The sequence below is a fragment of the Streptomyces sp. JJ66 genome, assembly GCF_019303495.1.
GTDB lineage: Bacteria > Actinomycetota > Actinomycetes > Streptomycetales > Streptomycetaceae > Streptomyces.
In genome coordinates this window covers 32,154-59,150 of sequence record NZ_JAEVFI010000008.1, presented here as the reverse complement: position 1 = coordinate 59,150, position 26,997 = coordinate 32,154, and the positions used below count along the sequence as shown (strand labels likewise).

Sequence of the window (26,997 nt, the reverse complement as noted above, 5' to 3'; positions counted from 1 at the left end):
CCGTCCCGGACCGGTACCGGAGCGCGCCGACGCCACACGGGTGACGCCGGACCCGACACCGCCGGGTGCGCCCGGAAGGCCGGAACCGGCCGTGTGCGGCCCGCCGCCCGCCGGTGCCCGCGTAGCCTGGGCGCCAGCACACCGAGGGAGGAGCGGGCATGCGGGACTTACGGGTGGCGATGGACATCGGGGGTACGTTCACCGATGTCGTGGCCTATGACGAGGCGACGGGCGATTACCGCGCGGGCAAGGCGGCGACCACGCCCGGGGACCTGACGCGGGGCGTGCTCGCGGCGCTGGAGTCGGTCGTCGGCCCCGGTGACGAGGTCGGCTTCCTGGTGCACGGCACGACGCAGGGGCTCAACGCGCTGCTGCAACGCCGTGGTGCCCGCGTGCTGTTGCTGGCCAGTGCCGCTGCCGCCGACACCTACCACATCGCGCGCGGCCCGCGGGAGCGGCTGTACGACCTGCATTACCGCAAGCCCGAACCGCTGGTGCCGCTGCGGGACATCGTCGCGGTGGGCGGGCGGCTGGACGCCGGCGGGGCGGAGATCGAGCCGCTGGACGAGGCCGCGGTGCGCAAGGCCGCCGAGCGGTTCCGCGCCGAGGGGTTCACCGCCGTCGCGGTGGGTTACCTGTTCAGCCACGCCAATCCCGCGCACGAACTGCGCACCCGGGAGCTGCTGGTGCGGGAGCTGGGCGAGGAAGTGTCCATCTCCCTGTCGCACGAGGCGGCCAACGAGTGGCGCGAGTACGAGCGCACCTCCTCGGCGGTGCTGGAGGCCTACATCGGTCCGGTGGTGCAACGCTACCTGACCGGGCTGACCGCCACGCTGGCCGAGCGCCCGGCCACGGCGCGGGCTCCGCTGCACGTGATGCAGTCCTCCGGCGGCGTCATCACCGCGCAGACGGCGCGCAGACGGCCGTTGCAGACGCTGCTGTCCGGACCGGTGGGCGGCACGATGGGCGGGGTGGCACTGGCCCGGGCCCTGGGGCGGCCGAACCTGATCTGCGTGGACATGGGCGGCACGTCCTTCGATGTCTCGCTGGTGGTGGACGGCGAGCCGGACGTGGCGGCCGAGGCCCGGCTGGAGGGCCTGCCGGTGCTGATGAGCGTGGTGGACCTCCACACGATCGGCGCGGGCGGCGGCTCGGTGGCGTACGCGCGGGCCGGAGGTCTGCGCGTGGGGCCGCGCTCGGCGGGCGCGGACCCCGGCCCGGTCTGCTACGGCCGGGGCGGCACCGAGCCGACGGTCACCGACGCCAATCTGGTGCTGGGCCGGCTGGACGCCGACGCCTTCGCCGGAGGACGGCTCCCGCTGGACGCCGACCGGGCCCGCGCGGCGCTGGGAACGCTCGGGGAAGGGCTCGGGCTGTCGGCGCGAGCCATGGCGGAGGGTGTGTGTGACGTAGCCAACGCCAAGATGGCGCAGGCGATCCGCACGATCACCGTCTCCCGGGGCATCGAGCCGAATCGTTTCTCTCTGGTGGCGTTCGGCGGCGCCGGGCCGATGCACAGCGTCTTCCTCGCCCGGGAGCTGGGCATCGAAGAGGTCGTCGTGCCGCGCTTCCCCGGGGCCCTGTCGGCGTGGGGCATGCTCCAGACCCAGATCCGGCGCGACTTCGCCGAGCCGTACTTCCGGCTGGACGCCGACCTGGACGGCGCCGAGCTCGCAGCCCGCCTGACCCGCGCGGCCGGGCAGGCGCTGCGCTCGCTGGACAGCGAGGGCGTGCCGCCCGCCGACCGGCGGGCCGAGGCGGCGCTGGACATCCGGTACGCCGCGCAGGAGTACACCCTCACGGTGCCGCTGGAAAGCCCGGACGAACCGGCACGCGCGGACTTCCGGCATGTCGTCGCCGAGCGGTTCGCCGCGCTGCACCGCGAGCGGTACGGGCACGCCAACCCGGGCGCGCCGGTTGAGTTCACCACGCTGCGGGTGACCGCGCTGGGCGACCTGGGGCGCGCGGCCCCCAAGCCGCTGGAACCGGCCGGCGGCCCCCAGTTCCCGGCGCGGCGGCGCCGCGTGGTCTTCGGCGGCGCGGAACGGGAGACGGTGGTCGTCGCGCGCGAGGACCTGCGCGCAGGGCACGCGTTCGCCGGACCGGCCGTGATCACCGAACCGACGGCCACGACCGTCGTACCCCCCAGTTACGGCGTCGAGATGGACGCCTTCGGTTCGCTCCTCGTCCGCAGGGAGGCCCCATGAACAGCGCGGTGAACAGCCCGGCCAGCGGCACGGTCACAGCGGCGGAGACGACGGTGGACCCGGTCACCGTGGAGATCGTCCGCAACGCGGTGATCTCGGCGGCCGACGACATGAACGCCACGCTCATGCGCTCGGCCTACACGCCGGTCATCTACGAGTGCGGCGACTGTGTGGTGGCGCTGCTGGACGACGAGCACCAGGTGCTCGGGCAGTCGGCCGGGCTGCCGATCTTCCTGGGGAACCTGGAGAGCTGCACGAAGGCCACCGAGGAACGGTTCGGCCGCCAGTGCTGGCAGCCGGGCGACGTGTGGATTCTCAACGACAGTTACCTCGGCGGGACGCACCTGAACGACGTCACCATCTTCGGCCCGGTGTTCACCGGGGGCGAGCTGGCCGGGTTCACCGCCACCCGCGCGCACTGGATCGACGTCGGCTCCAAGGACCCCGGCGGGTCGACGGACTCGGTGAACATCTTCCAGGAGGGCCTGCGCATGGGTCCGCAGAAACTCGTCGAGGCGGGCGAGGACGTGCCCGGGGTGATCGACACGATCGCCACCAATGTGCGTTTCCCCTATCCGACCACCGGCGACATGAACGCCATGATCGCCACGATCCGCATGGGCCAGCGGCGGCTGGCGGAGATCGTTGACCGCTTCGGCCTGGCGACGCTGCGCGCGGCGCGCGATGAGATCTTCCGGCAGACCGAGGCGCTGGAGCGCGAGGTGATCGCCGCCATCCCGGACGGCGAGTACGCGGCCGAGGGCTTTCTGGACAACGACGGCATCGACCTGGACACGCCGGTCCCGGTCCGGCTGCGCATCACCGTCGCGGGCTCGCAGCTCACCTTCGACATCACCGAGTCCGCCGACCAGACCACCGGCCCGGTCAACTGCGGGGTGGCCCAGGCGGTCTCGGCGTGCCGGGTGGGTTACAAACTGCTGGTAAGCCCGGAGGTGCCCGGCAACGGCGGTTCGTTCCGGCCGCTTGAGGTGCGGGTGCGCGAGGGGTCGGTGTTCGGCGCCCAGCCCCCGGCCGCGTGCCAGTGGTACTTCTCGCACCTGGGGCTGCTGATCGACCTGGTGGCCAAGGCGCTGGCGCCCGCGCTGCCCGACCGGGTGGCGGCGGCCAGCCACGGCGACTCGATGGTGGTGACGTTCGCGGGCACCGATCCGCGGGTGGCCCGGCCCTACGTCAGCCTGGAGGCCACGCTCGGCGGCTGGGGCGCCTGGCGGGGCTCGGACGGGCAGGACGCGTTGATCAACAACGTCAACGGCTCGCTGAAGGACCTGCCGGTGGAGGTGTTCGAGGCCCGCTATCCGCTGCGGGTCACGCACTACGGCATCCGCCCGGACTCCGGCGGCGCCGGGCGCTGGCGCGGCGGCAACGGGGTGGTGCGCGAGTACCGGGCGCTGGCCGACTGCACGGTGTCGCTGTGGTTCGAGCGCTCGGTGACCCCGGCGTGGGGCCTGGCGGGGGGTCAGGACGCGGTGCCGCCAAAGGTCATCATCAACCCCGGGGGGCCGGACGAACGGCGGCTGCTGAAGTGCAACGGCGTGCGGCTGCGCGCCGGTGACGTGGTGCGCTGCCTGACCGGGGGCGGCGGCGGGTACGGCGACGCGGCCGAGCGCGACCCCGGTGCGGTGCGGGCGGACGTGCTGGACGGCCAGGTCTCGGCGGCCCGTGCGGCCGAGGTCTACGGCGCGTCAGCCGGTGCCCCTTTCGCCGGTGCTGAGCAGGGCGTGGCAGGCCAGGTGCAGGGCTAGCCGGTGGTCGGGCGCGTCCGGGTCCACGCCCCGGGCCCGGACGCGCTCCAGCCGGCCCAGCACCGTGTTGCGGTGCACGCCCAGGCGCGCGGCGGCGGCCCCGGTGGACCCGGCGCAGTCCAGGAACGCGGCGAGCGTGGCCAGCAGCACGCCGGACTTGGCGTCGTCCAGCAGCGGCGCGAGCAGGGTGCGCGCGGCGGCGGCGACCTCGGTGACCGGCAGCGCGGCCAGCACCGCGCGCGGTCCGAGGCTGCCGTACCGCTCGACGGTGCCGGGGCCGAGGTGACCGGCGGCCGTCGCGGCGAGCGCGGCCTCGCGCACGGAACGGCGCAACCCCTCCACGCCTTCGCCCACTTCGCCGACGCCCGCGCTCAGCGGCAGCGGGATGCGGGCCTGGGCGAGCCTGCGCCGCACCAGGCGGACGACGTGCTCGGCGTCGCTGCCGGTGAACCAGGTGGTCCAGCCGTCGCGTCCGGCCACGAGCGGGGCGGTGAAGCGGCCGCTCTGCCAGGCGGCGATGACGCCGGGAGCGACGCCGTCGAGGTCGGCGGTGCCGGGGCGGGCGGGACGGAGCCGCACGGCCACATGCCGTCCGTCCACGGGCCAGCCCGCCTCGCGGGCGAGCTGTTCGGCGGGCAGTCCGCCGCCGTCCGCTTCCTCGGAGCCGTCCGGGGCGTGGGGTTCGGGCTGCCCGGCGTCGTCGGGCCAGGGGTGTTCCCGCGGCGGGCTGGTGTCGCCGCGCAGCAGGGTCTCCAGCAGCAGCCGGTCCCGCCCGGCCTGGTGGGACAGGGACAGCCGCAGCCCGGCGCCGGCCGCGGTGAGGGGGGCGCGGGCGAGTTCGAGGATGGTCGTGACGGTCTCGGCCCAGGCGGGGGCGGACTCGCCGAGCTGGGCCACGAGCACCGCCCACGGCCGCCCGTCGGGGCCCGGCACCGGCACGGTGACGCGGCGGCCCTCGGCGGGGGCCGCGTCGTGCGGGCGTCCGGCGGCGGCCCGTCCGGCGAGCAGGTAGCCGTCATGGGTGCGCAGCGCGGCCACCGCCCCGGGTACTTCCGCGTTGAGGACGCCGACGATGCCGCGCAGGCTGGAGCGTTCGCCGAACAGGACGGCGCAGCGGGCGATGAGCCGGTCGCGGGCGGCGTCGGTGTCGGCGATGGCGACGGCCAGGTCCAGTGCGAGCCGGGGCGGATCGGCCACCGACAGCAGCGGCATCCGCAGCCGTTCGGCGAGCTGCGGCGTGGACCCGGTGATGGGGACGGCCACCGGCGCCACCACGCAGGAGGCGTTGCGTTCCCAGGCGAACCGCAGAGCGGCCTCCAGCGCCCAGCTGCCCTGGGCGGCGACCGGGTGGAGCACCATGGCCGTCTGCGGGGCGCAGCGGCGGGCCTGGTCGAGATCGGAGACGAGGCTGACACCGGTGACCGGACGGTCCAGGTGGTCCTCGGCACAGGTGCGGGCACCGCTGAGCGGGCCAAAGCGCACCAGTTCGGCCACGGTCAGCGCACCGGAGGGCCGGCTGCGGCTCATCGACTGCCTTCCTCGTCGGGGTGGCGTACCGGGAACCCGAACGCCCGCGGCCCGGCCAGGGCGAGCCCGGCGGCGCTGTGCCACATCGGTGCGGCCGGGATGACCAGCACGTCCACGTGGTCTCCTACGGCGACGCCCTCCACGCCGACCGGCCGCAGAGCCTGCCGGTCCAGCAGGCACACCACGTCCGGTACGGCGGCGACCACGGCACCGTCGATCAGCGCCAGCAGGATTTCGTTCTGCGCCTCCAGGCGTACCACGGGGCCATCCGCGGCGGGGTCGGAGACCACGATGCTGGTCGGCATCGAAGGGTACTGCTGCGCGGAGGCGGTGGGGCTGGGCAGGTCCAGGGCGACGACGCGGCCGCTGGCCAGCAGCCGGGCGCCCACGGTGCGGCTGAGCCCGGCCAGCACGGCCGGGTGGCGGGGCTGCGTGGTGAGCAGCTCGCCCATGCGCATGATGCGGCTGGTGGACCCGCGGATCGCCGCGTGCCGCAGCTGGCCCGCCGTCGCGGGGTACATGGCACACGTCATCAGACCGCCGGCGGCGTCGACGAGGCCGCGCAGGAGACGTTCGGCCCGGGCGGTGGAGCTGGTCAGCACTACGCTGTCCCCGGCGGCGCTGACGGCGGCCAACGGGGTGACGGGCAGTCCGGCCAGGGCGTAGGTGGTCTGGTGGATGAGTGGCAGGATGCGGCCCATGCCGTCGCCGTCCACCAGGGGGAGCCCGAGTGCGGCGGCGGCCGCGATGGGCACGAGCGCGTTGGGGCCTGCGGAGTTGAGCGCGACGACGGCGTCCAGCGGGTGCCCGGTGCGGTCCTCCAGCACGCGCACGGCGGTGGCGAACTCGTCTCCGCCAAAGGGCAGTTCCATCAGCGGTGCGAAGCCGCCGACGGCGCCGACGGCGGCGCAGCGGGCGTCGGGTGACAACCCGTCCAGCGGCATCAGCGGCACCGGGCCGTGGCGGTCCAGCAGCGCTTCGACGCACAGGGCCAGCCCGTCCAGACCGCCGGCGCCGCGGCCGGAGCTGAGCAGTTCGTTCCCCGCGACGAGGACTGGCACGTCGCGGGCGGCGATGTGCCGCAGGGGGCCGGGGGCCGTCATGGGGCGGCCCCCGGCACCGGGGTGCTGACCGCCCGGATCTGCAGCCGGTAGATGAGCAGGTAGCCGACGGCCGTGGCCGAGGAGCGCACGATGCGGGCGGAGCCGGGCTCGGCGCCGTGCGCGGCCACCAGGTCCAGCGCCCGCTGTTCGGCCTGGAGTTGCACCTCCGGGAGCGTCTGTCCGGTACCGACGGGCACCAGCAGATCGAGCCAGGCGCCCGGTTCGGTGCAGGCGGCACCGGCGGCGGCCAGGTCGGCGTCGGGGCGCAGCAACCGGGCCTGGCCATGTGTCAGGCGCAGGAAGTCCTCCGCCACGCGGGCCTGTGCCTCGTCCTGTACGGCGATGACGTCGGCGGTGTGGCGGCTGCGCGCGGCCAGCAGCGCGGTGCCGCCACAGCGGGCGGGCGCGGTGCTGAGCACCGGCTGGGGCGCGGCGATGCGGACGCCCTCGACGCCGGGCAGGTCGGCCTCCACGTGCGGCAGCCCCTCGCGGACCTGGCCCACGGTGAGCGCTCCGCCCGCGATGAGCAGCACCAGGGCGTCAGGGGTGCCCGCCAGCCGGGCGGCGGCGGTGAGGGCGGCGGCCCCGCTGGCCGCGAGTCCCAGCACGGGCAGCCAGCTGAGGCGGCGGCCGGAGACCCGGCCGCCGTCTGAGGTGGCGAACCAGCAGGCGGGCGCGCCGGGCAGCGCCTTCGTGGTCTGCTCACCGCCGGATATCAGCGCCTCGGCGGGGTCGAGCAGGGCCGCGTTGATGACGGTGGTGGCCTCGCGTTCCAGCAGGCCGAGGCCGCCGGTCTCGTGGGACAGGCACAGCCGCAGCCGGGGGAAGCGGTCGAGGATGGCCGCCGCGGCCTCCAGTTCGTGGTCGGGGCGGGCGGTGGCGCCGGTGGCGGTGACGGCCACCGTGGTCAGCCCGGCCCGCGTCATGGTCTCGGCACGGCGCAGCACTGCTGCCCGGTCCAGCGGGGCCAGTTCGGTGCCGAACAGGTCGTGGCCGCCGGGTGCGCTGCCGCGGCCGGCGACCAGCGCGCGCACCAGGGGCGCCGGGTGGTCCCCCGCCGCCGGCACGGCGGGCGGCCGGGGCACGAGCCGCAGCGCTCCCACCGGCCGCACGGCGGCTGCCGCCTGCTGGTCTTCACCGCACGCGGACGCGTCGTCACCCCTCGTGGAACCTAGGTGGGTTGAGCGTTCGCTCGTCGCGGTGGTGAGCGCTGCCGCGAGGCGGCCGGAGATGTCCCAGGTCACGGAGGTGACGGGCGCGGCCGCGGCGGCGATCAGCCCGCGCAGCGCCCGGTCGGCCGCGGCATGCGGGAACGCCGCACCGCTGACGGGTGCGGTGGCCGCGCCGTGCACGCGGTCACCGTCCAGCAGTGCGGCGTGGAGCTCGCGGGCGTCCAGCCGGACCCCGATGCGCATGCGTTCCCTCCGTACGGGCCGTGGCGGCGCGCAGCGCGCCTCACGACGTCCAGCGGTGGTACAGGTCGTCCACATCCTGCGGGTGGTGCTGGTGGTGCTGCGGGTCCGGCCCGTGGGACGGGTGTGGCCCGTGGGGTGATTCTTGCGGACTTACGTCTTCGTAGGGAATGCCGGGGGTGGGCAACGGCACCGGAGCGGGCCTTGGGAACTGGGCCTGGGGGGAACGCCGGCGCAGGGAACGGACGCGGCACAGCGTGTCGTAGAAGGCGTGACCGTCCGTCAGGACGCCGGGAGTCTCGGGTGGGCGGAGCCAGAAGCGGGCGGTGCAGGGCCGGTAGTCCAGGGCACTACCGTCCCCGGAGCTGCACCGGGTTATCCGGCGGCGGCACAGCGCGCTGGGCGGCGGCCACTGCCAGGGGCCGTCCTCGGGCGCGATGGGGACATGGGCCAGTTCGTGCACGAGGCAGACCAGCAGCGCGCCGACACCGGCGCCGTGTTGCCGCATGGCCTGCAGGGCCTCCAGCGCGCTGCCCCGGGGGGCCTGCACGACGCTGCCCTGGTAGCCGCGCAATTCTGGCGGCGGTGCCTCGCCGAACAGAACATGCCACGGTAAAGGCGACGCGGTCCTCATGAGAGGCTGCCCCGCGGCAGACGGTCCGCCCGGACGGACCGTCTGGGGGCGCCCCACGGTCCTGTTCCCTCGCGGCGCGTACGGCGATACGGTGACGGCTCGACCACCCTCTGCATAACGGCCCCCAGCGGTGCGAGCGCGGCCAGCCCGCGGGTGACGGTGGTCCGGCGGCGCGTGTGTGGTGCACGGGCGTGCCGTGCACAGGCGTAGGTGGTGCACGGACGAGACCGGACGCTAGTGGGATGCCGAACCCGCCGCCTGTGCACCGTGCACAGGTGAGATGGGCAGGAGTGGGCGCGGCGCCCAGGATGGCCGCAGCACACCCCGGCTCCCCGGCCTCCAGTGCAGCTCAACAGGCGTTACCAGCGGTTACAAAACAGCGTCAACCGTCCGCACCATCCGTGACGGGGAGAACGGGAACCGTTACGACGCTCGTCCTTCGCCGCGCCCCGCCCCCGACCTGTCACCCGCGCAGCCGTGGCGCCACCCGGGCGGCGGACGGCGCGGCCGCCCCCGGTAGTTCCCCGGCCAGTGCCGCCGCCCACGCGCTGAGCCCGGCCACGTCCACCCCGTGCGGCGGTGCGGCGGCGTACGGCTCGATGGAAGCCGCGCCGCGCCGCAGCAGGGCGGCCGCACCGGTGGGGTTGCCGCGCGCCGCGTGCGTCACGCCGACGGCCAGCTGGGCCAGGCCGCGCCACAGCTCCCGTTCCTGGGGCGGCCCCGCCTTCCAGGCGTCCTCCAGCACCTCGTGCGCGTGGAAGGGCCGCCCGGCGTCCAGCAGGCGCTGTGCCTCCGCCAGGGCCTGCGCCGGGGTACGCACCACGCCCTCCGCCTGCCGCTCGACACCGGGGCTGCCGTAGGGCAGGGGGCGACCGAGGCCGTCGCGCGGCCGGGCGTTGCGGGCACGCCCTTCCGCGTCCCGGTCCCGGGCGCGGCTCCGCCGTGGGGTGTCAGCCATGCGCACTCCTCCACCAGCACCTCGATACGGTCCAGCACGCGTGCCAGCCCGAGGTTGACCTCCGGTCCACCGATGAGCCTACGAGGTATCCCCGGAACCTGACGCGCACACCTCTGCCGCAGGCGGAAGGGCGCGGGGTGAGCGGCGGACGGGCGAGGCGGGCGCGGCCCTGGGGGACGCGCTGTGCGCCACAGGTGGTCCGCACGGGCAAGGAGGCGGGCGTTGCGCGAGGATGGGGCCATGCTGCTCGCCGATCTGGCCCGCACGTCCCGCGCCGTGGCGGCTACCTCCGCGCGCTCCGCGAAGGTGGCCCACCTGGCCGGGCTGTTCCGGGCCGCCGAGCCCGCCGAGGCGCCCGTCGCCGTCACCTACCTGGCCGGACGGCTGCCGCAGCGGCGCATCGGGGTCGGCTGGCGGACGCTGGCCGAGTCCGTGCCGCCCGCCGCCGCGCCGAGCCTGACGCTCGGTGAGGTGCACGCGGCGCTGGACGGCATCGCCGCCGTCTCCGGCAAGGGCGCGCAAGCGGAACGACGCGACCGCCTGCACGCGCTCCTGGGCGCCGCGACACAGGAGGAGCAGGACTTCCTGGTCCGGCTGATCACCGGTGAGCTGCGCCAGGGCGCGCTCGACGCGCTCGCCGTGGAGGGGCTGGCCGCCGCCCGCGGGGCCGACGCCGGCGAGGTCCGGCGCGCGGTGATGCTCGGCGGGTCGCTGGGCGCCGTGGCCGAGGCGCTCCTCGGCCACGGCCCCGCCGCGCTCGCCGATTTCCGGCTCACCGTCGGCCGCCCGGTACAGCCGATGCTCGCGCAGACCGCCGCCGGGGTGGACGAGGCACTGGACCGGCTCGGCCCGTGTGCCGTGGAGGAAAAGCTCGACGGCATCCGGGTGCAGGTGCACCGCGACGGCGACCACGTCCGCGTCTACACCCGCACGCTGGACGAGATCACCGAGCGGCTGCCCGAAGTCGTCGGCGCGGCCCGGGAGCTGGCCGTGGACCAGGCCGTCCTGGACGGTGAGGTGATCGCGCTGGACGAGACGCGGCGCCCCCGGCCATTCCAGGACATCGCCGCCCGTGTTGGTTCCCGCACCGACGTGGCCACCGCCCGCACCGCGCTGCCGGTCTCGGCTGTCTTCTTCGACCTGCTGGCCCTCGGCGGCCGCGACCTGCTGGACGAGCCCGCCGAGCGGCGGCACGCGGAGCTGGCACGCCTCGTCCCCGCACCGCTGCGGGTACGCCGGCACGCGGTGCCCGACCCGGCCGACGGCCAGCAGCGCGCCGCCGCCCGCGCCTTCACCGAGGACGTCCTCGCCCACGGACACGAAGGCGTGGTGGTCAAGGCGCTGGATTCCGCCTACAGCGCCGGGCGCCGGGGCGCGGCGTGGCTGAAGGTCAAACCCGTGCACACCCTCGACCTGGTGGTGCTGGCCGCCGAGTGGGGACACGGCCGGCGCACCGGCAAGCTGTCCAACCTCCACCTGGGCGCCCGCCGCGCCGACGGCTCCTTCGCCATGCTGGGCAAGACCTTCAAGGGACTCACCGATGTGCTGCTCGCCTGGCAGACCGAGCGGCTGGGGGAACTGGCCGTAGCCCACGAGCCGTGGGGCGTACGGGTGCGTCCGGAGCTGGTGGTGGAGATCGCCTTCGACGGCGTCCAGCGCTCGCCGCGCTACCCGGAGGGACTGGCGCTGCGCTTCGCCCGCGTCCTGCGGTACCGCGAGGACAAGCGGCCCGGGGACGCGGACACCGTGGAGACGGTACGCGCGTACGCTCCGGGGCCGGATTAGGTGTCCCCAGGGTTTCGCTGTCCGGCCCGGCCTTCACGATGGCGGTTCGGTGAGCGCGGCGCGGATGCGGGCGGCGACGTCGGCGGCCTCGGCGTCGTCGGCGTACGGCCTGCGCGGCCAGAAGAACCCGCGCAGGCCGTCCTTGGGGTTGCGCGGGACGACGTGCACGTGGAAGTGCGGCACGGACTGGCTGACGTGGTTGTTCGCGGCGACGAAGGTGCCAGTGGCGTCCATCGCCCGCTGGACGGCGCGGGCGACGCGCTGCACGGCGGCGAACACGGGGCCCACTTCCTCCAGGGCGAGGTCCGTGAGGGTTTCGCGGTGCGTGCGCGGCACGAGGAGGGTGTGGCCGGGGAACAGGGGGCGGACGTCGAGGAAGGCGGTGGTGTGCTCGTCCTGGTACACGTGGTGGGCGGCTTCGTCGCCGCGGACGATGCGGCAGAACAGGCAGCTCATGCGCTCAGTCTGCCCTGCGTGTCACGCGGCCGGACGGGGCGCGCCCGCACCCCCGTCGCGGCCGGTTCGGTGGCGGGGCTGGGCAGGGTCAGCCACGGCGTTCCGGGTGTGGGCCGGGGACCGGAGGTCCGGGTGGAGCGCGTCGCCTGCCGGATGGGGTAGGGGCATAGACCTATGGGGTGGTGCGGGTGGGCGGCTCTCGCGTCGTGGCGGCGGGTCCGCGCGGCCACGGCCATGCTGGGGCGGGCGCGGGTCCGGCAAGGGGGCCCGCGCCCCTACGCGAGGAGTGACGGGCGCCATGGCCGTGTGTGAGGTCTGCAGCAACGAGTACGAGATGTCCTTCGAGGTCCACGCCCAGGGCGGCGCGGTGCACGTCTTCGACAGCCTGGAGTGCATGGCCCAGCGCATGGCGCCGGTCTGCGAGAACTGCTCGTGCCGGATTCTCGGCCACGGCGTCCAGTCGGACGGCCAGTTCTTCTGCTGCGCGCACTGTGCCCGGGTGCAGGGTCACGCCAGTCTGGTCGACCACGCCTGACGCGGCCCGCGTTCGGGGACACGGCGTGCGGGGCGGGCCCCAGGCGGGCTTGGTACGCTCGGTCGCGAGCCGTGACTGGCGCGAGGAAATGGGACTGACCATTGGGGAGCGGCTCCATCAACGCTGATGTGTGCTGCCGCGCGCCTGGGCCGCCGGAGCACGTTCCCGCCGCCTCCTGGAGGTTCCCGTGGCCACCCCCTTCCCCTCCTCCCCGTCGTCCGCGTCCGCGCCGGATGCCCGCTGGGCACCGGCGGACGCCGCCACCCCGGAGACCGTCGCCTACCGCACCGCGCTGGAGGTCATCCGTGGCGTAGAGCCCCGCGTCGCCGACGCGATCGGGCAGGAGATCGCCGACCAGCGCGCCTCGCTCAAGCTCATCGCCTCCGAGAACTACGCTTCCCCCGCCGTACTGCTGACCATGGGCAACTGGTTCAGCGACAAGTACGCCGAGGGCACCATCGGCCGCCGCTTCTACGCGGGCTGCCGCAACGTGGACACCGTCGAGTCGCTGGCCGCCGAGCACGCCCGCGAGCTGTTCGGCGCCCGCCACGCCTACGTGCAGCCGCACTCAGGCATCGACGCCAACCTGGTCGCCTTCTGGGCCGTGCTGGCGCAGCGCGTGGAGGCGCCCGCGCTGCGGAAGGCGGGCGTGCGCCAGGTGAACGACCTCGCCGAGGCCGACTGGGCCGAGCTGCGCCGGGCCTTCGGCAACCAGCGCATGCTGGGCATGTCGCTGGACGCCGGCGGTCACCTCACCCACGGATTCCGGCCCAACATCTCCGGCAAGATGTTCGAGCAGCGCTCCTACGGCACCGATCCGGACACCGGCCTGCTGGACTACGAGGCGGTGCGCGCCGCCGCCCGCGCGTTCCGGCCGCTCATCCTCATCGCCGGGTACTCCGCGTACCCGCGGCTGGTGAACTTCCGGATCATGCGCGAGATCGCCGACGAGGTCGGGGCCACGCTCATGGTTGACATGGCGCACTTCGCGGGACTCGTCGCGGGCAAGGTCCTCACCGGCGACTTCGATCCGGTACCGCACGCCCAGATCGTCACCACCACCACGCACAAGTCCCTGCGCGGCCCGCGCGGCGGCATGGTGCTGTGTGACGACAGCCTCGCCGACCAGGTGGACCGTGGCTGCCCCATGGTCCTGGGCGGCCCGCTGCCCCACGTCATGGCCGCCAAGGCGGTCGCCCTCGCCGAGGCGCGGCAGCCGGAGTTCGGCGACTACGCCCAGCGCGTCGTGGACAACGCCCGCGCACTGGCCGACGGGCTGCGGCGCCGCGACGCCCGCCTGGTCACCGGCGGCACCGACAACCACCTGGTGCTCCTCGACGTCGCCGGGTCCTACGGGCTCACCGGCCGCCAGGCCGAGGCCGCGCTGCTGGACGCCGGAGTCGTCACCAACCGCAACGCCATCCCCGCCGACCCCAACGGCGCCTGGTACACCTCCGGGGTGCGCATCGGCACCCCGGCCCTGACCACCCGCGGTCTGGGCGAGCCGGAGATGGACGAGGTGGCCGACCTCATCCACACGGTGCTCGGCCGCACCGATCCCCAGGGCACCTCCAAGGCGCGCTACACCCTCACCGAGGGCGTCGCTGACCAGGTGCGGGGCCGCGCCGCCGACCTGCTGGCCGGGTACCCGCTCTACCCGGGCGTGGACCTGTCCTGACCCGGCCCGGCTCGCCCGACGCGCAGGGGGTCGCGCTGCCCCGGCTGGAGTAGCCCGCCGCCCGGGGATGCCGCACCCTGGAAGGACCACGCGGTGGAGGTGAGTCCCATGGAAACGATCGTCGGGATGAATATCGAGATGGAGTTCTGGGAGGACGGCGACAAGACCCGCGCCTCCTGCCTGATGCGGCTGCAGGACGGCAGCGAGCTCAAGTCCCACGGCCGGGCCGACCGCTACCCCAGCGACCCGGCCCAGCAGAAGGTGGGCGAGGAGATCGCCGCGGCCCGGGCGCTGCGCGACCTGTCGCACCAGCTGCTGGCCAAGGCCGGGCACGAGATCGAGGCTGTCACCCACGAGCCCGCGCACCTCGTGCGCTGAACCCGCTGAGCGGGTGCGGTGACCCCGCGCGCCGTCGCCGGCCTGGGCGGCGCGTAGGGTGCGCGGCGTGGAAGGCTTCTTCGCGCTGCGCTCCGGCCCCCCGCCGGACGGTTCCGCCCGCCCGCTCGCCGAGCTGTACGCCGGGGCCGCCGGACCGCTGCGGTCGCGCCTCGCGCTGGTGGGTGCGCGGCTGGGGGCACCGGAGCCGCGCGTGGCCGCGTCCATCGCCTACCTGGGGCTGGCCGCGCGCCTGTGGTCGATCACGCTGGCCCCCTGCGTGCGCGGCGAACCGCCGCCCGACCTCTCCCCCGCGCTGCTGCGCTGGGACCCGTCCCACAGCACCCCGGACGATCTGTGGCTGACACCCGCCGCGCCGGTGCCGCCGCCCGCGGACCCCGTGACGCACCTGCGAGCCACGGTGCTGGACGCTCACCTGGTGCCGCTCCTCGCGGCGACGCGGGCGGAGGTGCGCGTCTCCGCCCGGCTGTTGTGGGGCAACGCCGCCTCCGCGCTCGCCGGTGCGCTCATCCAGCTGGGCCGCCCGGCGCGGGCGGAGACGTGGGTCGCTGACCTGCTGGCCGCGCCGCCGCTGGCCGGTACCGGACAGCTCGGCCCGGGCGGGTTCCGGCGCTCCACCTGCTGCCTGTACTACCGGGCGCCCGGCGGCAGTGTCTGCGGGGACTGCTGTTTCACAACGCCGCCGAGGCGGTGAGCGGCGTACCGTCGGGAGTATGTGCCGAAGTATCAAGACGCTGCGTCCGCCGTACACCGAGCAGGTCTTTGAGGAGGACGTGCGGGCAGCCGCGCTCCAGTACGTCCGCAAGGTCTCCGGCTTCCGCGCGCCCGCCGCGCACAACGCGGCCGCGTTCGACCGCGCGGTGGCGGAGGTGACGGCGGCGACGCGGCGACTGCTGGCGGACCTGCGCGTCCGCGGCGGCTAGCCACGGCCCACCCCTCCTGGGCTGTCCCCCGCCTCCGGTATCTGAGGGCATGCCCGAAGGCATGACGGGGAGGTCGTCGGGGGAACGCAGGGGAACGGGGCCTTCCCCGGGCAAAGGGGCGGGGCTGAGACGAACGCACGGCCATCTGGGATGCGCACCGCCTGTCGGTACGTCCACGTGATCGGCGCCGCACGAGCCCTTCACCACCCGTCCGAGTACCGCGCGCACGCCCGGCGCAGAGCGGCGGGAGAGACGGCGGTGGGGCCGGGGCGCAGCCGGAACTGGGGCGCCTCGCGGCTTCGTCGCGGGAGGGGACGAGAACACGGAACGTAACTTCCTGGGCTCACATCAGCCACGGAACCCGCACAAGTCAGCCAATTTGCGCTCCAGGTGACGGGGCATCGCTACTTTGGGTATTCACTGTAGTGGGAACACATCTCCTCACTCCGCGCCCCCGGGAGGCCACGATGAACGAGCCGGCGCGGCGTGCGGGCGGGCCAGCGCCGGGTGACCACCTGGCGCAACTCCTCGCCCGTGCCCGCAATTCCTTCGAGATCAGCGACATGCTGGCCGCCCGGCTGGCCTCCGCCGTCCGCTGCGATGTCCAGCTGCGCTCGTGGCGGCAGCACCGCAACCCGCCGCCCGCCCTGCGCTGCTCGACCTACCAGTACACCTTCACCTTCGCCGACCACACCGTGCTGGTGCTGTGGGAGCTGCGCCACGACACCGACGGGGACGTTCAGGTCACCTTCGAGGTCTACCCGGACTTCGCCGCGCTCCAGGAGGCGGAGAGCCGCGTCCACCAGCGCATGACGGGCCGGGGGCCGGACTCGCTGGAGGCGGTGGCCGGGGAGGGCGCACAGGAGCCGAGCCCGGCGCTGCTGGCCGAACTCGGCCTGTCCGTGCCCGAGTCCGGGCACCGCGCTTTCACCGAGCGGGACTCGGCCGACCACGCCCGGCGGCTGTTGCGCCGCGCCGGGAACACCGACCAGCCGGGCGAGGAGACGACCCGGCTGCTGACCACGGCGATCCGGCACACGATCAGCCGCGTGGCGCAGCCGTTCGGACCCGCCGGGCCGAACGCGTTCTGCTCGGTGTACGAGCACGCGTTTCTCCTCGACGACGGGCGCGAAGTCAGCCTGTTCGAGCTGGAACACGACTTCACCGAGGACCGGCACCTGGTCTGCGAGGTCTACGCCGACGCCACGGGCGCGGCCCGCGCCGCAGAGCGGCACGTGACAGCGCACGGCGCGGGCGCGGCTTTTGGCGAATGAGGCGGAACTGGTTGCCGGGGCCACCTGCTCGGCTCTACGTTTGACGCGCCCGTCAACTCCCGTGCACACGGGACCCCTTTGGAGTGCGTGAGCAGCGCAGGTGTGGGAGGAACCCATGGCCCCCCGTGGACGTCACCGCCGTTACCGACCCAGCCGGGCCTCCCGCGCCTCGCTGACGATGACGGCCTCCGGCGCGGGTATCGCGCTGCCGCTCATCGGCGTCAGCCACGCGCAGGCCGCCCCGGTGGACACCTGGGAGAAGGTCGCCGCCTGCGAGAGCAGCGGCCGGTGGCACGTCAACACCGGCAACGGATATTTCGGCGGGCTGCAGTTCAAGCAGTCCACCTGGGAAGAGTACGGCGGCGGGTCCTACGCCGTGCGGGCTGACCAGGCGTCACCGGCCGAACAGATAGCGGTGGCCGAGAAGGTTCTTGCCGGACAGGGGCCCGGGGCCTGGCCCCAGTGCGGTCCCCGCGCCGGTCTCACCCGCGACGCCGCCGAGCCGCGCGCCGCCCGCGACTCCGCGACCCGCACCGTCGCCCGCCCGGCCGCCGTACCACGGCAGCGGCCCGCCGCGGACAACGGCCCCCACGGGCAGGAGCACCAGCGCGGCAACGCCACCCATGACGTCGTCCCCGGCGAGAGCCTGTCCACGATCGCACAGGAACACGACGTCACCGGCGGCTGGCCCGCGCTGTACGAGCGCAACCGCGCCACGATCGGCGATGACCCGCACCTGATCTTCCCCGGTCAGCAGCTGCGCCTGACCGCTGCCGGTCCACCCGCCCGGACGCCGCAGAAGGCACCGGAGCGCACGCGTCCGAAGGCACCGCGGGAGACGGCGGAGAAGGCGGAGAAGGCGGAGAAGGCCCACAGCGGCGAGCAGCCCAAGCAGTCCGAGGCGACGCCACCGGCCCCAGAATCCAAGGCGAACCCCGAGCCGAAACCCGAACCGAAGCCCGAACCGAAGCAGGAGGCGAAGCCCGAACCGAAGCCCGAGCGGTCCGCCTCGGCGGGGAACCGGGCCGCCCAGCGCCCCTCCACCCCGGCGTTCTCCGCGCCCGTGCCCGGCGCCTCCGCCGGCACCGCCTACCGGGTGAGCGGCAGCTCGTGGTCCTCCGGCTACCACACCGGCGTGGACTTCCCCCTGCCGACGGGCACCTCCGTCAGGGCCGTTACCGGTGCCACCGTCGTCTCGGCGGGCTGGGCGGGTTCCTACGGTTACCAGGTGGTGCTCCGGCACCACGACGGGCGCTACAGCCAGTACGCCCACCTCTCGGCGATCTCCGTGCGGGCCGGGCAGCAGGTGGGCGCCGGGAAAACGCTCGGGCGCTCCGGCAACACCGGGAATTCCACCGGTCCGCACCTGCACTTCGAGATCCGCACGGGGCCCGGCTACGGCTCGGACATCAACCCGCTCGCCTACCTGCGGGCAAACGGCGTGACCATCTGAGGACGCCGGTGCCCCCGGCGGGCGCTCACCGCTGCTCGTCCGCCGGATTCTCCTCCGGGTCCGAGGGTGGTGCGTCGGCCTCGTCCATGCTCTCGATGTGCAGGGCGCGCTCCTCGGCGGGCAGCCCGGCCGCTGGGGACTCGTGGCCGACGAGGTGGTCACCGGACGGGGTGCCGGGCAGCCGCTCGTCGCTGATCTGGCCCGCCTCCGGGTCCGGCGTACCGGCCGCGCCGGTCTCCTCGTCCACGTCCGGTTCCTCCTGCGCGAGCCGGGCGTCCAGCGACTCGCCCTCGCGCTGCTCACTGGGCGTGGTGCCGTGGCTTTCGGCCGCCACCGGGCGGTCGCCGGGAACCGGCATCTGCTGCGGGTCCTCGGCCTGCTGCGCCTTGGGCCACCCGTCCTGCAGGTCGGGGATGCCCTCGTCCTCGGGGTTCCTGCCGGGGTCGTTGCTCTCCGGGTTCGGTTCCGTCATGACGGCCTCCTTCTGTCTCCTGCACGATCACGGTTCGCCGCCGCTCGCGTACCCCTGACCAGGGCGGAATAACACCGTGCCCTCCGGACGCGCGCCGACCGCGGGGCAGGCGTGGCCCCCGGCTCCCCGTGGCCGCGGCGGTCCGGCAGCGCGCAGCCCCCGGCACGTCCTGGTGCCGGGGGCTGCTGCGCGTGGCCGGGTTCGCCGGGGGCGGCCCGGTGTGGATCAGACCTCGCCGCGCCAGGCGCCGGTCTCCGTGCCCCGGCTCTCGATGAACTTCTTGAACCGCTCCAGGTCACCGGCTGCCTTGCGCTTGACCAAGCCGAGCGCGTCGCCGACCGCCTCGGTGAAGTACTCCGGTGCGTACTCCAGTTGCAGCATCACCTTGGAACGGCCCGGCGTCAGGTGGTGGAAGGTCACGACTCCGGCCTGCTTGGGACCGTTGCGGCTGGTCCACGCGATCCGCTCGTCGGGGATCTGCTCAGTGATGTCCGCGTCGAACTCCCGCTCCACCCCGGCGATCTTCGTCACCCAGTGGGTGGAGGTGTCGGTCACCTGGTCGACGCGCTCGACTCCTTCCATGAAGTGGGGGAAGTCCGTGAACTGTGTCCACTGGTTGTAGGCCGTGGACACGGGAACGTCGAGCTCGATGGATTCCTCGATGTGCGACATGGCACCTCCTGAGTCGCTGGTGTTGCGTGGCACGGCCTGCCGCGTACCCGGGCTGGGTGGCTTCACGCCTCATCGCTCAGGGACGACGGGCAGCCAGCGCGGCGGGGCGGGCAGCGCGGTCGGCGGGCACGGCGGTTGTGCACCCGGGGTGAAGACTCCCGGCGGGGCGGGGCGTGGTGGGCGGACCGGACGGACAGGCCCGGGGTTCAGGGTGCGGCGCGTCAGTGCCCGGCGCGGCGGCGGGCGCGCTGCCTGGCGCGGTGCAGGCGGCCTTGTACCACCAGCAGGTCCGCGAACGCGAACACGGCCAGGAAGGTGAAGATCCCGGCAAGCACCCGCAGGGAGGTGTCGGTGGGCACGTCCATCGGTCCGGACGCCGCCGACCAGGCCCAGAACAGCACCGCCCCGGCGATGAACAGCGGTGTGAACAGCAGGCTCAGCAGCCAGCGCAGCCGCAGGGCGCTGTGGGCGCGCGCCGGTTCCCTCCCGGTGCGGGGTGAGACGCGGCCGAGCAGCCCCGCACGCTCGGCGTCCGGGTCGCGGGAGGGGTCAGGCTGCTGCATGGCGCGCCGTGTACCCGCGCGCCCGTACCGGAAAACAGAGTTCATCCGGCCGGGCCGCGCCGTTTCCGGCCACCCGGTGCGGGGTACTCGCCGCGTCTTCCGGACGTGCGGCCGGTGACGGTGAACGAAAGGGGGTCCCGGTGAGCGACAGCGACGGACTGCGGGTGGTGGTGACCGGCGCAAGCGGCAACGTCGGCACGAGCGTGCTCGGCGCCCTCGCGGCCGAACCGGGTGTGGCCTCGGTGCTGGGCCTGGCGCGGCGCGTTCCGCAGTGGACGCCGAGCAAGGTGCGGTGGGCGAGCGTGGACCTCGGTACGGAGGACGCCGAGGCCGGGCTGACCGGGCTGCTCCAGGGCGCGGACGCCGTCATCCACCTCGCCTGGCTGATCCAGCCCACCCACTCCCCCGCCACCACCTGGCGCACCAACGTCGTCGGCACCGAGCGGGTGCTGCGCGCGATGGCCACGGCGGGCGTCCCGGCGCTGGTGTACTCCTCGTCGGTGGGCGCGTACTCGCCCTGGCCGGACCCCGGCAAGGCCGAGCGGGCGGACGAGTCCTGGCCCACGCACGGCTGGCCCCAGGCCGCGTACACCCGCGAGAAGGCGTACGTGGAGCGCCTGCTCGACGCCTTCGAACGCGAGCACCCCGGCATCCGGGTGACACGCATGCGGCCCGCGTTCATGTTCAAGGAGAGCTCCGCGATGGAGCAGCGGCGCCTGTTCATGGGTCCGTTCCTGCCCCACCGTCTGGTGCGGCCCGGTGTGGTGCCGGTGCTGCCGGACGTGCCCGGGATGCGGTTCCAGGTGCTGCACACCGACGACGCGGCGACCGCGTTCACCCGCGCGGTGCTGCGGGACGTCTCCGGCGCGTTCAACCTGGCCGCCGAACCGCCGATCGACGCCCGGGTGCTGGGGGATGTGCTGGGCGCCCGCCCGGTGCGGCTTCCCCCGGCCCCGCTGCGCGGCGCGCTCTGGGCGGCCTGGCGCCTGCGGGCGGTACCCGCGTCGCCGTACCTCTTCGACGCGTTCCTGCGGCTGCCGTTGATGGACACCTCGCGGGCCCGCGAGGAGCTGGACTGGGCCCCGCGCCGCTCCGGCCCCCAGATCCTCGCCGAGTTCCTCCGCGCGCTGCGCGCGGGCGCGGGTCTGCCCACGCCGCCGTTGCGTCCGCACCGCGCGGGCGGCCGCCTGCGCGAGTTCGCCACTTCGGTCAAGGGCCGCGAGTAGGAGCACCACCCGGGGCCTGGGAACGCTGGAGGCACCGGGGACGGCTCGAACGGCTCAGGTCGCAAAGAGGCGGGCGACGAAGTAGCCCACGAAGACGACGACGATGAGCGCGATCACGATCAGCGGACCACGGGCCCAGCCCGTGGTCGGGTTGTAGGTCTCCTCGGGCCCGGCATCCAGGGTGGAGCCCTCAGCGGGCGGCGTTTCGCCCGGCGGCACCCCGCTCCCGGACGGGCGGCCCACAGAGCGCTTCGGCTCCCGGTCGGCAGGGTCCGGCGGCAAGACGTTCTTGTCGTTCATACCCGGCGAGTGATCCCCCGGCCGGGAACCTACACATGAACATCCCCTCGCTCCCGTGGCGGGGCTCGGACGGCGCAAGAAGCCACTTCGTGGCGCCAGTGCGCGAGCTGCGGCGGGCCAGGGGGTTCGGCGGTCCGGCTGGCCTGTCCCGTGCCTCGCGCGGCTACCCGGCCGAGGCCCCGCCCCAGACGGTCCGCGCTGCCGACGCACGGCAGTCCGGCCGCTGGGCACAGCGTACCCAGCCGGGTGGCCGTGGGCTGCGTGTCGCCTCCGGCCTCGCCGCACGGCCAGACCTCGCTGGCTGGCACAGAGAGGAGAGGCGCGGCGGAGCGTGGGACGGTCGGGCTGAGCTATTCCCGCGCCTTGCGCGTGACTGAGCGGTTCGCCTTGCGGATCGCGCTCAGCAGCTCACCCTTCGTCATGGCTGAGCGGCCGGGGATGTCGAGCCGCTGGGCGATCTCGTACAGATGCCGCTTGCTCGCGCTCTCGTCAACGCCCTGACCGCTGCGCCCGCCCTGCTGGCGGGGCCGCGCGGCCCTGGGGTCGGAGGGGCCCCTGCGGCCGCCCTCCTTGCGCTCCCAGTGGTCGCCTACCTTCTCGTAGCTGTGCTTGAGGGCGCTGAACGCGACGCGGTGCGCGCGTTCGCCCTCGCCGTAAGTCTCGACGGCCGAGTCGTGTGCCTTGACCCACGTGCGCTGCGCGCCCTGCGGGGAACGGCGCAGGGTCGAGGGCAGTTCCTGGCGTCCGGGCACGGATGCTCACCTCCCGTGGTGTTCGAACGGCGGGTACCCGCGCACCGGGGCGGGAAACAGGCGCTCAGGAGGCCGGAGGTCGGCGCACCGGCTGAGGATTCCGCCCCCACGAACCGGGCATAACCCTCAACATTAGGACAGTATCGGGAGATTGAGTCTCCGTTTCCTTACTCCCACGCACCTCAGGTCAGTAGCCTCATCCCTCGAACGTCAATACGCCGACGATCGTGCACCGTGATGAGGAGTCTTTGATGGAACGTCCCTCCTGGGCCCCGCAGGGCATCGACCTGTCTCAGCCGAGCGTGTCCCGGATCTACGACTACTACCTGGGCGGCTCCCACAACTTCGAGGTTGACCGGGAGGCCGCGCGCCGGGCGATCGAGGTGTTCCCCGGGCTGCCCAAGGTGATGCAGGCCAACCGCGCCTTCATGCGCCGCGCCGTGCGCTACGCCGTGGACGAGGGCATCACCCAGTTCCTCGACATCGGCTCCGGCATACCCACGTTCGGCAACGCGCACGAGGTGGCGCAGGCGGCGGCGCCCGACGCCCGCGTGGTGTACGCGGACAACGACCCGGTGGCGGTGGCGCACAGCCGCGCGGTACTGGAAGGCAACGCGAACACCGGCGTGGTCGCGGCCGACTTCCGGGACCCACAGGCGCTGCTGGCCAGCGAGCCGGTGGAGCGCCTGCTGGACCTGGAGCGTCCCGTCGCCCTGCTACTGGTGGCGCTGCTGCACTTCATCAAGGACGAGGAGGAGCCCGGCAAGGCGCTGGCCGCGCTGCGGGACCGGCTCGCGCCGGGTTCGCTGCTGATCCTCACGCACGCCTCCACCGAGGGCGGGCCGCACAGCACCGAGCAGGGGCGGGAGGTCTCCGACGTGTACCGCAGTGTGGGCTCGCGCCTGCTGATGCGCTCGCGCGCCGAGGTGCTGGCGTTCTTCGACGGGTTCGAGCTGGTGGAGCCCGGCCTGGTCTCGATGCCGAACTGGCGTCCGGACGGCCCAGTCGACCAGGAGGACCCGGTGGTGTTCACCGGGTTCGGCGGAGTGGGACGCAAAGCGTGAACACAGGTCCGAAGGATACGGCCGGGCCGGGTTCGCCCCGCCCGGCCGGTTCCGGCCCGCACCCCGACGGGCTGCGGCGCTTCGCGACGATCTGGAGCCGGGCGGTCTACCCGACCACGGCGACGTGCATGACGCGGGCGGAGTTCGAGGAGCATCTGGTACCGCTCGCCGAACTTCTCGGCTCCACGCTGCACGCCCGGCCCTTCGACCCCGGGCCGGCCCGCGCGGTGGGCACGGCGCTGGTCGCCGCGCACTGCACGGCGCCCGAGGCGCTGCCGCAGATCCTCGGCGTCGTCGACGCGTACCTGCTGCTGTACTGCGCGGACCCCTCCGAGCTGCCGCCGGAGGAGGGCCGCGCCCGCTGTGCCCGGTTGCAGCACGCGATCGCGGCGGGCTTCGCGCGGGCCCTGCAGGAGCGCACGCGGGCGGAGCAGGAGTCACTGTCGCGGGCGGCACTGGCCGCGCAGGCGGAGATCGAGCGGGCGCTGCACGAGAGCGAGACGCGGTTCCGCGCGGTGTTCGAGGGCGCGACGATCGGCATCGGCATCGCGGCACTCGACGGCACGGTGCTGGAGACGAACTCGGCCTTGTACACGATGTTCGGGGACTGCGAGCAGCAGCTCCGGGCCCGCAAGGTCACCAGCTGGGTGCACCCGGACGACGGCCCGTCGGTGTGGCGCATGTACGACGAGCTGGTGCGCGGCGAGCGGGAGCACTTCCGCACCGAGAAGCCCTATCACCGCCCCGACGGCACGGTGCTGTGGACGCACCTGACGGTGTCGCTGCTCCGCGATCCGGACGGCACCCCGCGCTACATGCTGGCGCTGATGGAGGACATCACCGAGCGCCGCCTGCTGCACCTGCGGCTGCGGTACGAGGCGACCCACGACGCGCTGACCGACCTGCCCAACCGCACCCTGTTCTTCGAACGGCTGGAGCAGGCACTCGCCCGGGGCGCCGAGACCCGTTTCGGGCTGTGCTACCTGGATCTGGACGGCTTCAAGACGGTCAACGACAGTCTGGGCCACGCGGTGGGCGACCAGCTGCTGGTGGCCGTCGCCGAGCGGCTGCAGGGGTGTGTCAACGGTTCCGGCCAGCTCATCGCCCGTATCGGGGGTGACGAGTTCGTGGCCCTGGTCACCGACCCTTCCTGCTCGCGAGACGTCACCGACCTGGCCGAGCGGGCCCTGGAGGCGCTGTCCACGCCGGTACTGGTGGACGGCCGCGAGCTGCCGGTGCGCGCGAGCATCGGCATCGTGGACGGTCCGGCGGGCGAGCGGACGGCGGCGGAGGTGCTGCGCAGCGCGGACATCACCATGTACCGGGCGAAGGCGCAGGGCGGCAACCGCTACGAGCTGGCCGACCCGGACGCCGACGCGCGGGTCATCAGCCGTCACAGCCTCACCAACCGGCTGCCCGCCGCGCTGGAGGGGCATGAGTTCTTCATCGAGTACCAGCCGCTGGTGCGGATGAGCGACGGCAGCGTGGAGGGCGCGGAGGCGCTGGTGCGCTGGGATCATCCGCGGCACGGCGTGCTGGGGCCGGACCGGTTCATTCCGCTGGCCGAGCACACCGGGCTGATCGTGCCGCTGGGCCGCTGGGTGCTGCAGGAGGCGGTGCGGCAGGCGTGCGAGTGGCAGGTGCGCGGTATCGGCGGCGCCCGCCCGCTGCGCGTCAACGTCAACCTCTCGCCGCGTCAGCTGAGCCACCCGGACCTGGTGGCGGACACCGTGGCGGTGCTGCGGAACGCCGGGCTGCCGCCGCACTCGCTGTGCCTGGAGGTGACCGAGTCCGCGATGATCCGGGCCGACGACGCCGAGCTGAAGCCGCTGCGGCAGCTCGCGGAGCTGGGCGTGGGCATCGCGCTGGACGACTTCGGCACCGGCTACTCCAACCTGGCCAGCCTGCGCCGGCTCCCGGCCAGCACGCTGAAGCTGGACCGTTCCTTCACCCGTGGCCTCCAGCAGCATCCGGCGGACCCGGTCGATCTCAAGATCGTCGAGGGTATCGTCTCGCTGGCCCACGTGCTGGACCTGTCGGTGACGGTCGAGGGTGTGGAGACGGCGGCGCAGGCCGAGCACCTGCGGGCGCTGGGCTGCGACTCGGCGCAGGGCTGGTTCTACGCCCGCCCCGGCCCCCCGGAGCACATGGCGGTGGAGTTGCCGCTGGCCGCCGTGCGCTAGCCGTCCGCGAGTGCCGTCACCGCTCGCGGACCGTCACGTTCACCCGCCCCCGCAGCCCCAGCCAGGGCGGTGCGGTGCCGGGCCGGGTGCGCGGCACTCCGTGGTAGGCGTAGCGCGCCGGTCCGCCGAAGACGAAGGCGTCACCCCCGGCGAGTTCCACGTCCGTCCAGGGCCGCCCGCGGCTTTCGGCGGTACCGAACCGGAAGACACAGCTGTCGCCGAGGCTGAAGGAGACCACGGGCGCCCCAGAGCGCTCGTCGCTGTCGCGGTGCGGGCCCATCCTCGCGTGCTCGTCGTAGAAGTTGACCAGCGCGATGTCGTACGCGATATCCGTGCTGCCGGCGGTGCCGGCGATGTCCCCGGCGGCCCCCAGGGCGTCGTCCACCCCGCGAGCCGCGCGCACCGCGTCCCTGGCCCACTGACCCAGCCAGGTGGGGAACGGCTTGACCGGAGCTCCGTCGCCGTCCACGACGGTGCGGGCGTAGCCATAGGGGTACCAGTGCCAGCCGAGGCTGAGCTGGCGCACCGACATCCGCCCGCCACGCGGCATGCGCACCGTGCGCAGCCCGGCCGGCGGTTGTGCCCACTCCCGGCAGGCGGCCAGCAGCTCGCGCTGGGCGTCCGCCCCGAGCCATCCGGGCAGGTGGACGGCCCCGGGCGCCACCCCGGCGGCGGGGCGCGGGAAGAGTTCGGCGCTCACCCGGCCAGCGTAGGCACCCCGGCTGGCTGACTGCCGGGTAACCGCTGTCGTATCGTCGGGAAGGTACGCCGTTCAGTGTGATCATCTGTGCCCGCCTTCGTGTGAGGAGCCGCCCGTGACGTCCGAAGCCGTGGAGCCCGTGCTCGCCGGGGTACGCAACTTCCGTGATCTCGGCGGCCTGCCGACCACGGACGGGCGCCGGGTGCGCCAGGGCATGCTGTTCCGCAGCGGCCACCTGGCCCGCGCCACCGACCAGGACGCGGCCTTCCTCACCCGACTCGGCCTGCACACGGTCTACGACTTCCGCAACGACGCCGACATCGCCCTGGACGGCACGGACGTCGCCCTGCCCGGCGTGCGGAACGTCAACATGCCGCTGACCGACCCGGCCCACGGGGTGGAGTTCTGGAAGCTTGTGCGCGACGGCGAGGTGGCGGTGCTGCGCGAGGAGCTGGCCGACGGGCGCGCGGTGGCGCGCATGCAGGAGAGCTACGCCGACATCGTGCGCACCCGCACCGCTGAGCACGGCCGGGTCCTGCGCGAGCTGGCCGAGGGCAGCGTGCCCGTGCTGATGCACTGCGCGGCGGGCAAGGACCGCGCGGGCCTGTCCGTCGCGATCACCCTGCTGGCGCTGGGCGTGGAGCAGGAGGCCATTGAAGCGGACTATCTGCTCTCCAACGCCCCGCACCGCCGCTACGAGGTGCACCGCGGGGACGGTGCGCTGGAGGCGGAGGACCGCAAGGGGATCGACCCCGAGGTGCGGGAACTGCTGGCGCCGTTCTTCGACGCGCGGCCGGTGTACCTGGCCACGGCGTACGCGACGATCGCCGACGTCTGGGGCGACGTGGACACCTACCTGTCCCGGGGCCTGGGCCTGACCGACCCCCTGCGCGGGGCCCTCCGCGACCGCTTCCTGGCCTAGCCCCTGAGCCCCTGGCCTCCCCAGCACCCTGGGCGGCAG

26 protein-coding genes and 1 riboswitch are annotated in these 26,997 nt (G+C 74.1%); of the genes, 14 read left to right on the top strand and 12 right to left on the bottom strand.

What is annotated here, in order from left to right; translation table 11 throughout:
* Positions 1-158 precede the first annotated feature (158 nt).
* Both JJV70_RS07780 and JJV70_RS07775 read left to right on the top strand, forming a co-directional pair.
* Positions 159-2,207, top strand: a complete 2,049-nt coding sequence (locus JJV70_RS07780) for a hydantoinase/oxoprolinase family protein (protein ID WP_257573577.1) — start codon at positions 159-161, stop codon at positions 2,205-2,207.
* Positions 2,204-3,970, top strand: a complete 1,767-nt coding sequence (locus JJV70_RS07775; RefSeq protein ID WP_219047019.1) for a hydantoinase B/oxoprolinase family protein — start codon at positions 2,204-2,206, stop codon at positions 3,968-3,970. Before JJV70_RS07780 ends, JJV70_RS07775 begins: the two co-directional genes overlap by 4 nt.
* On the opposite strand, the gene JJV70_RS07770 is transcribed toward JJV70_RS07775, so the two are convergent.
* The 5 genes from JJV70_RS07770 to JJV70_RS07750 form a co-directional block, all read right to left on the bottom strand.
* A complete protein-coding gene (locus JJV70_RS07770) occupies positions 3,911-5,497 on the bottom strand; it encodes a CdaR family transcriptional regulator (protein WP_219047018.1) in 1,587 nt (528 codons plus the stop codon). The genes JJV70_RS07775 and JJV70_RS07770 overlap by 60 nt on opposite strands.
* Complete coding sequence (locus JJV70_RS07765) at positions 5,494-6,600, bottom strand: DUF917 domain-containing protein (protein WP_219047017.1); 1,107 nt, start codon at positions 6,598-6,600, stop codon at positions 5,494-5,496. Before JJV70_RS07765 ends, JJV70_RS07770 begins: the two co-directional genes overlap by 4 nt.
* Positions 6,597-8,015, bottom strand: a complete 1,419-nt coding sequence (locus JJV70_RS07760; RefSeq protein WP_219047016.1) for a hypothetical protein — start codon at positions 8,013-8,015, stop codon at positions 6,597-6,599. The genes JJV70_RS07765 and JJV70_RS07760 overlap by 4 nt, the downstream gene beginning before the upstream one ends.
* Positions 8,016-8,055: 40 nt before the next feature.
* The gene (locus JJV70_RS07755; protein ID WP_219047015.1) at positions 8,056-8,646 is read right to left on the bottom strand and encodes a hypothetical protein; all 591 of its coding nucleotides are present in this window, start codon (positions 8,644-8,646) and stop codon (positions 8,056-8,058) included.
* A 463-nt stretch (positions 8,647-9,109) separates the two neighbouring features.
* Positions 9,110-9,604, bottom strand: coding sequence for a DUF309 domain-containing protein (locus JJV70_RS07750; RefSeq protein WP_219047014.1), 495 nt, complete (start codon positions 9,602-9,604; stop codon positions 9,110-9,112).
* 240 nt (positions 9,605-9,844) lie between these two features.
* On the opposite strand from JJV70_RS07750, the gene JJV70_RS07745 reads away from it, so the two are divergent.
* Complete coding sequence (locus JJV70_RS07745; protein WP_219047132.1) at positions 9,845-11,389, top strand: ATP-dependent DNA ligase; 1,545 nt, start codon at positions 9,845-9,847, stop codon at positions 11,387-11,389.
* Positions 11,390-11,422: 33 nt separating this feature from the next.
* On the opposite strand, the gene JJV70_RS07740 is transcribed toward JJV70_RS07745, so the two are convergent.
* Positions 11,423-11,845, bottom strand: a complete 423-nt coding sequence (locus JJV70_RS07740) for an HIT family protein (protein WP_219047013.1) — start codon at positions 11,843-11,845, stop codon at positions 11,423-11,425.
* A gap of 298 nt (positions 11,846-12,143) precedes the next feature.
* Between JJV70_RS07740 and JJV70_RS07735 the strand changes: the two genes are divergently transcribed.
* The 7 genes from JJV70_RS07735 (at position 12,144) to JJV70_RS07705 (ending at position 18,104) form a co-directional block, all read left to right on the top strand.
* Positions 12,144-12,380, top strand: a complete 237-nt coding sequence (locus tag JJV70_RS07735; protein ID WP_219047012.1) for a hypothetical protein — start codon at positions 12,144-12,146, stop codon at positions 12,378-12,380.
* A gap of 61 nt (positions 12,381-12,441) precedes the next feature.
* Positions 12,442-12,537, top strand: a riboswitch (ZMP/ZTP riboswitch).
* Between the two features lie 30 nt (positions 12,538-12,567).
* Positions 12,568-14,058, top strand: coding sequence for a glycine hydroxymethyltransferase (locus JJV70_RS07730; RefSeq protein ID WP_219047011.1), 1,491 nt, complete (start codon positions 12,568-12,570; stop codon positions 14,056-14,058).
* 108 nt (positions 14,059-14,166) lie between these two features.
* Entirely contained in the window at positions 14,167-14,436 is a 270-nt protein-coding gene (locus JJV70_RS07725) for a DUF1876 domain-containing protein (RefSeq protein ID WP_219047010.1), read from the top strand.
* A 67-nt stretch (positions 14,437-14,503) separates the two neighbouring features.
* Positions 14,504-15,148: an IucA/IucC family C-terminal-domain containing protein gene (locus tag JJV70_RS07720; protein ID WP_308294733.1), complete on the top strand. Its 645-nt coding sequence runs from the start codon at positions 14,504-14,506 to the stop codon at positions 15,146-15,148.
* A 19-nt stretch (positions 15,149-15,167) separates the two neighbouring features.
* Positions 15,168-15,377, top strand: coding sequence for a DUF2277 domain-containing protein (locus JJV70_RS07715; RefSeq protein ID WP_219047008.1), 210 nt, complete (start codon positions 15,168-15,170; stop codon positions 15,375-15,377).
* 467 nt (positions 15,378-15,844) lie between these two features.
* Complete coding sequence (locus JJV70_RS07710; protein WP_219047007.1) at positions 15,845-16,651, top strand: DUF6227 family protein; 807 nt, start codon at positions 15,845-15,847, stop codon at positions 16,649-16,651.
* A 115-nt stretch (positions 16,652-16,766) separates the two neighbouring features.
* Positions 16,767-18,104 (top strand): transglycosylase family protein, encoded by a 1,338-nt coding sequence (locus JJV70_RS07705; protein ID WP_219047006.1) that lies wholly within the window; start codon positions 16,767-16,769, stop codon positions 18,102-18,104.
* A 25-nt stretch (positions 18,105-18,129) separates the two neighbouring features.
* Here the strand turns inward: JJV70_RS07705 and JJV70_RS07700 are convergent, their stop codons facing one another.
* The 3 genes from JJV70_RS07700 to JJV70_RS07690 form a co-directional block, all read right to left on the bottom strand.
* Positions 18,130-18,576, bottom strand: coding sequence for a hypothetical protein (locus JJV70_RS07700; RefSeq protein ID WP_219047005.1), 447 nt, complete (start codon positions 18,574-18,576; stop codon positions 18,130-18,132).
* Between the two features lie 225 nt (positions 18,577-18,801).
* Positions 18,802-19,248 (bottom strand): SRPBCC family protein, encoded by a 447-nt coding sequence (locus JJV70_RS07695; RefSeq protein ID WP_219047004.1) that lies wholly within the window; start codon positions 19,246-19,248, stop codon positions 18,802-18,804.
* A 221-nt stretch (positions 19,249-19,469) separates the two neighbouring features.
* Complete coding sequence (locus tag JJV70_RS07690) at positions 19,470-19,811, bottom strand: hypothetical protein (protein WP_257573576.1); 342 nt, start codon at positions 19,809-19,811, stop codon at positions 19,470-19,472.
* 140 nt (positions 19,812-19,951) lie between these two features.
* Here JJV70_RS07690 and JJV70_RS07685 point away from each other — a divergent pair, with 140 nt between their 5' ends.
* Positions 19,952-21,037 carry an NAD-dependent epimerase/dehydratase family protein gene (locus JJV70_RS07685; protein ID WP_219047003.1) on the top strand — a complete coding sequence of 362 codons (1,086 nt, stop codon included), beginning with the start codon at positions 19,952-19,954 and terminating at the stop codon, positions 21,035-21,037.
* Between the two features lie 54 nt (positions 21,038-21,091).
* On the opposite strand, the gene JJV70_RS07680 is transcribed toward JJV70_RS07685, so the two are convergent.
* Both JJV70_RS07680 and JJV70_RS07675 read right to left on the bottom strand, forming a co-directional pair.
* Positions 21,092-21,337 (bottom strand): DUF6480 family protein, encoded by a 246-nt coding sequence (locus JJV70_RS07680; RefSeq protein WP_219047002.1) that lies wholly within the window; start codon positions 21,335-21,337, stop codon positions 21,092-21,094.
* 350 nt (positions 21,338-21,687) lie between these two features.
* Positions 21,688-22,089, bottom strand: a complete 402-nt coding sequence (locus tag JJV70_RS07675) for a ChaB family protein (RefSeq protein ID WP_219047001.1) — start codon at positions 22,087-22,089, stop codon at positions 21,688-21,690.
* 251 nt (positions 22,090-22,340) lie between these two features.
* On the opposite strand from JJV70_RS07675, the gene JJV70_RS07670 reads away from it, so the two are divergent.
* Both JJV70_RS07670 and JJV70_RS07665 read left to right on the top strand, forming a co-directional pair.
* Complete coding sequence (locus JJV70_RS07670) at positions 22,341-23,153, top strand: SAM-dependent methyltransferase (protein ID WP_219047000.1); 813 nt, start codon at positions 22,341-22,343, stop codon at positions 23,151-23,153.
* Complete coding sequence (locus JJV70_RS07665) at positions 23,150-25,336, top strand: putative bifunctional diguanylate cyclase/phosphodiesterase (protein ID WP_374227255.1); 2,187 nt, start codon at positions 23,150-23,152, stop codon at positions 25,334-25,336. The genes JJV70_RS07670 and JJV70_RS07665 overlap by 4 nt, the downstream gene beginning before the upstream one ends.
* A 16-nt stretch (positions 25,337-25,352) precedes the next feature.
* On the opposite strand, the gene JJV70_RS07660 is transcribed toward JJV70_RS07665, so the two are convergent.
* A complete protein-coding gene (locus JJV70_RS07660; RefSeq protein WP_219046999.1) occupies positions 25,353-26,036 on the bottom strand; it encodes an alpha-ketoglutarate-dependent dioxygenase AlkB in 684 nt (227 codons plus the stop codon).
* Between the two features lie 115 nt (positions 26,037-26,151).
* Here JJV70_RS07660 and JJV70_RS07655 point away from each other — a divergent pair, with 115 nt between their 5' ends.
* Entirely contained in the window at positions 26,152-26,958 is an 807-nt protein-coding gene (locus JJV70_RS07655; protein WP_219046998.1) for a tyrosine-protein phosphatase, read from the top strand.
* The last annotated feature ends 39 nt before the right edge of the window (positions 26,959-26,997 follow it).

Excerpts from the sequence above, each read along its gene's own strand:
- JJV70_RS07780 (WP_257573577.1), top strand. The coding sequence starts at position 159 with ATGCGGGACTTACGGGTGGCGATGGACATCGGGGGTACGTTCACCGAT.
- JJV70_RS07775 (WP_219047019.1), top strand. The coding sequence starts at position 2,204 with ATGAACAGCGCGGTGAACAGCCCGGCCAGCGGCACGGTCACAGCGGCG.
- JJV70_RS07770 (WP_219047018.1), bottom strand. The coding sequence starts at position 5,497 with ATGAGCCGCAGCCGGCCCTCCGGTGCGCTGACCGTGGCCGAACTGGTG.
- JJV70_RS07765 (WP_219047017.1), bottom strand. The coding sequence starts at position 6,600 with ATGACGGCCCCCGGCCCCCTGCGGCACATCGCCGCCCGCGACGTGCCA.
- JJV70_RS07760 (WP_219047016.1), bottom strand. The coding sequence starts at position 8,015 with ATGCGCATCGGGGTCCGGCTGGACGCCCGCGAGCTCCACGCCGCACTG.
- JJV70_RS07755 (WP_219047015.1), bottom strand. The coding sequence starts at position 8,646 with ATGAGGACCGCGTCGCCTTTACCGTGGCATGTTCTGTTCGGCGAGGCA.
- JJV70_RS07750 (WP_219047014.1), bottom strand. The coding sequence starts at position 9,604 with ATGGCTGACACCCCACGGCGGAGCCGCGCCCGGGACCGGGACGCGGAA.
- JJV70_RS07745 (WP_219047132.1), top strand. The coding sequence starts at position 9,845 with ATGCTGCTCGCCGATCTGGCCCGCACGTCCCGCGCCGTGGCGGCTACC.
- JJV70_RS07740 (WP_219047013.1), bottom strand. The coding sequence starts at position 11,845 with ATGAGCTGCCTGTTCTGCCGCATCGTCCGCGGCGACGAAGCCGCCCAC.
- JJV70_RS07735 (WP_219047012.1), top strand. The coding sequence starts at position 12,144 with ATGGCCGTGTGTGAGGTCTGCAGCAACGAGTACGAGATGTCCTTCGAG.
- JJV70_RS07725 (WP_219047010.1), top strand. The coding sequence starts at position 14,167 with ATGGAAACGATCGTCGGGATGAATATCGAGATGGAGTTCTGGGAGGAC.
- JJV70_RS07715 (WP_219047008.1), top strand. The coding sequence starts at position 15,168 with ATGTGCCGAAGTATCAAGACGCTGCGTCCGCCGTACACCGAGCAGGTC.
- JJV70_RS07710 (WP_219047007.1), top strand. The coding sequence starts at position 15,845 with ATGAACGAGCCGGCGCGGCGTGCGGGCGGGCCAGCGCCGGGTGACCAC.
- JJV70_RS07705 (WP_219047006.1), top strand. The coding sequence starts at position 16,767 with ATGGCCCCCCGTGGACGTCACCGCCGTTACCGACCCAGCCGGGCCTCC.
- JJV70_RS07700 (WP_219047005.1), bottom strand. The coding sequence starts at position 18,576 with ATGACGGAACCGAACCCGGAGAGCAACGACCCCGGCAGGAACCCCGAG.
- JJV70_RS07695 (WP_219047004.1), bottom strand. The coding sequence starts at position 19,248 with ATGTCGCACATCGAGGAATCCATCGAGCTCGACGTTCCCGTGTCCACG.
- JJV70_RS07690 (WP_257573576.1), bottom strand. The coding sequence starts at position 19,811 with ATGCAGCAGCCTGACCCCTCCCGCGACCCGGACGCCGAGCGTGCGGGG.
- JJV70_RS07680 (WP_219047002.1), bottom strand. The coding sequence starts at position 21,337 with ATGAACGACAAGAACGTCTTGCCGCCGGACCCTGCCGACCGGGAGCCG.
- JJV70_RS07670 (WP_219047000.1), top strand. The coding sequence starts at position 22,341 with ATGGAACGTCCCTCCTGGGCCCCGCAGGGCATCGACCTGTCTCAGCCG.